Source organism: Halomonas garicola (assembly GCF_031935715.1).
Lineage (GTDB): Bacteria > Pseudomonadota > Gammaproteobacteria > Pseudomonadales > Halomonadaceae > Vreelandella > Vreelandella garicola.
In genome coordinates this window covers 1-3,446 of sequence record NZ_JASSZF010000062.1, presented here as the reverse complement: position 1 = coordinate 3,446, position 3,446 = coordinate 1, and the positions used below count along the sequence as shown (strand labels likewise).

General features: G+C 60.6%; 2 protein-coding genes. Both read left to right on the top strand.

The window, feature by feature from the left end:
• Nucleotides 1-133 precede the first annotated feature (133 nt).
• Complete coding sequence (locus RS027_RS13400; RefSeq protein WP_311957744.1) at nt 134-697, top strand: restriction endonuclease subunit S; 564 nt, start codon at nt 134-136, stop codon at nt 695-697.
• A 95-nt stretch (nt 698-792) separates the two neighbouring features.
• On the top strand, nt 793-3,446 hold a 2,654-nt coding region (locus RS027_RS13395), incomplete at its 3' end, for a type I restriction endonuclease subunit R (RefSeq protein WP_311957743.1).

Here is a 3,446-nt window from a genome sequence, read left to right as displayed (position 1 = left end):
CCGGGATGGTCATGCTCATGGGCGGTGCCATCTTCTTGAGGATGGCTTCCTTACGCTCTGCTGGGTAACGCATGTTGATCACCTCTCAATCCGTTTGGGTGACAACTACGCTGGCAGATAGGGAACATCAAATGTGAAAAATCAATCTCTCAATGTTGATGGCGCATTTTACACAAATGAAGAGGATTTTAAGATTTGGACTCAGAGGGGAGTTCCACCTGAAGGTTCGATTTTGTTTACTCGTGAAGCTCCAGCGGGAGAAGTTTGTCTCGTGCCTAAAGACTTACCTATTTGCTTGGGGCAGCGAATGATGAATATCATTCCAAATGATAGCAGGGTTACACGCTTCGTCTTTGATTTTTTAACTTCTGATTGCCTTGCCCGCTACATCGATAGTGTGTCGCACGGAAGCACCGTTTCCCACCTTAGGGTTGAGCAGGTCTATGATATCCCAATAGCGGTGCCGCCTTTTGATGAGCAAGAGGCAATTGATAGTAAGGTTTCAGTTCTTAAAAAACATTTTAAAAAATTAATTAACGAAGCTGAGAGTGCGATTAAAGTGTTGGCAGAGCGTCGCTCAGCCCTAATATCCGCCGCCGTGACCGGCAAAATCGACGTGCGGGGCTGGCAGGCCGAAGAACAGGCCGAGCCGGAAGACATGCCCATGGCTGCCGAGCCGCGGGCGACTTACCAATAGGAAAGGCATGATTTCACGGCGTAGCGCCTACGCCTTGCCCCACACGCCCAAGCGCGTAAGCTGAGCCTTATATAGATAGATTCGCAGAGGACGCCATGGCCAGCAGCAGGGAAGCGCAGTTTCAGCAGGACATTATCGCCGCCATGGCCAAGGGCGGCTGGTTGACCGGGGCGGCCAGCGGCTACGACCGTGCAAGCGCGCTCTATACCGAAGACTTGCTGGGCTATGTGCAGGACGCTTGGCCCGAGCGCTGGAAACAGTTCTGCAAGGCAAACCCCCAGGCGCCGGAGCGGGCGTTTATCCAGCGCACCGTGCGGGAGCTTGAAAAGGCCGGCACGCTTGAAGTGTTGCGCCACGGCTTCAAGGTGCCGGGCATCAAGTTTGACCTGTGCAGCTTTCAGCCCGACCACGGCATGAACCCGGAATCCCTTGCCCGCTACCGTGCCAACCGCCTGCGGGTGGTGCCCGAGGTTTCCTATTCGCCCCACGCCAGCGAGAAGGGCGCGGCGAAAAGCTACAACCCGCGGCTGGACCTGGTGCTGTTCGTCAACGGCATTCCCACCGCGACGCTGGAGCTGAAAAGCCAGTTCAAGCAGACGGTGGAAAACGCCAAGCGCCAGTACCGCACGGACCGCCCGCTAAAAGACCCGGTTACCCGCAAGGCCGAGCCGCTTCTCACCTTCAAGCGCGGGGCACTGGTGCATTTCGCCGTCAGCCAGGCCGAGGTGGCGATGACCACCCGGCTGGCGGGCAAGGACACCTTCTTTCTGCCGTTCAACCGCGGCACCGAGGACGACGGCGCGGGCAATCCGCCGCCGGCAAACCCCGGCGACTACGCCACCGCCTACCTCTGGGAAGACGTCTTCGCGCCGGAGGCCTGGCTGAAGGTGCTGGGCCGCTTTCTGCATCTGGAAAAGAAGCCCGTCGAGGACTTTCACGGCCGCCGTTCCACGAAAGAGACGCTGACCTTTCCGCGCTATCACCAGTGGGAAGCGGTCAACAAGTTGGTGCAGGCGACGCTTCAGGAAGGCCCCGGGCAGCGCTACCTGGTGCAGCACAGCGCCGGCTCCGGCAAATCCAACTCCATTGCCTGGGCGGCGCATCAGCTGGCGAGTTTGTATACCGACGGCGGGGCGCGGCTGTTCAACTCGGTGATTGTGGTCACCGACCGCACGGTGCTGGATAGCCAGCTGCAGGACACTATCTACCAGTTCGAGCACGCCCACGGCGTGGTGCGGCCCATCACGCGGGATCTGGGAAGCCAGAGCAAGTCCGAGCAGCTGGCCGACGCCCTTGCCAGCAATACCCGCATCATCATCGTCACCATTCAGACGTTTCCCGCGCTGTTTGATGCCCTGGATAAGCGCCCCGCGCTTGCCGAGGGCAGCTACGCGGTGATCGCCGACGAGGCGCATTCCTCACAAACCGGCAGCTCCGCCACCAAGCTCAAGGCGCTGCTGGCCGCCGCCGGCGAGGATGAAGAGGGCGAGGCGGATGACGTTAGCGCTGAAGCCATGCTCGGTGCCGCCGTGGCCGCCCGCCGCCCCAGCGAGCGCATCAGCTACTACGCCTTTACCGCCACGCCCAAGGCCAAAACCCTTGAGCTGTTCGGCCGCCCGCGAGACCCAAGCCTGCCGGCAAGCGCCGACAACAAGCCCGAGCCGTTTCATCTGTACGCCATGCGCCAGGCCATTGAAGAGGGCTTCATCCTCGACGTGCTGCAAAACTACGTCACCTACAATACCGCCTGGAGGCTCGCCCACCCGGACGGCGACGAGTACGAAGTCGACGCCAAAAAAGCCTCGCGTACGCTGGCCCGCTGGGTGCGGCTGCATCCGTACAACATCGCCCAGCGGGTCGAGGTTATCGTCGAGCACTACCGCGAGAACGTGCGCCACCTGCTCGACGGCCAGGCCAAGGCCATGGTGGTCACCGCCAGCCGTCAGGAGGCGGTGCGTTACCAGCTGGCCATGCGCGAATACGTGCAGGCCCAGGGCTACGCCGACGTTCACCCCATGGTGGCCTTCTCTGGCAGCGTGGCGGAGGACGAGGTGATCCCCGAAGAGGTGACCGAAACCAGCCGGCTGCTCAATCCCGATCTCAACGGCCGCGACCTGGCCCAGGCGTTCGACACCGACGACTACAACGTGATGATCGCCGCCAACAAGTTTCAGACCGGCTTTGACCAGCCAAAGCTCTGCGCGATGTACGTCGACAAAAAGCTCCAAAACGTCGACTGCGTGCAGACGCTGTCGCGGCTTAACCGGCTGTTTCCCGGCAAGGAAACCTTCATCCTCGACTTCTACAACGACGAGGATGACATTCTCGACGCCTTCGCCCCCTACTACCGCAGGGCCGAGCTTGCCGACGTCTCCGACCCCAACGTGGTGTTTGACCTGCAGCGCAGCCTGGACGCCAGCGGCATCTACTACGGGGAAGAAGTGGAACACTTCGCCCACGCCTTTTTTGACCCCAAGGCCCCGGCCTCAAGCCTCAGCTACTACTGCCAGCCGGCCCAGGACCGCTTCAAGCAGCGCTACCGGTTTGCGCTGGAGCAGCTGGAAACCTGGCAGGACGCCCGCGACACCGCCGAGCAAAACGGCGACGACAAGGGCCTAAAGCGCGCCGGAACCTGTCAACCTGATTCGGACAGATCGTTAAAAATTAACGTCGATTTTGCAGCGGTATGGCTCGCCGCCGACAGTGTCGGGAAGTTCACTACGCTGTACGGCGCTGGGTCGTCATCATC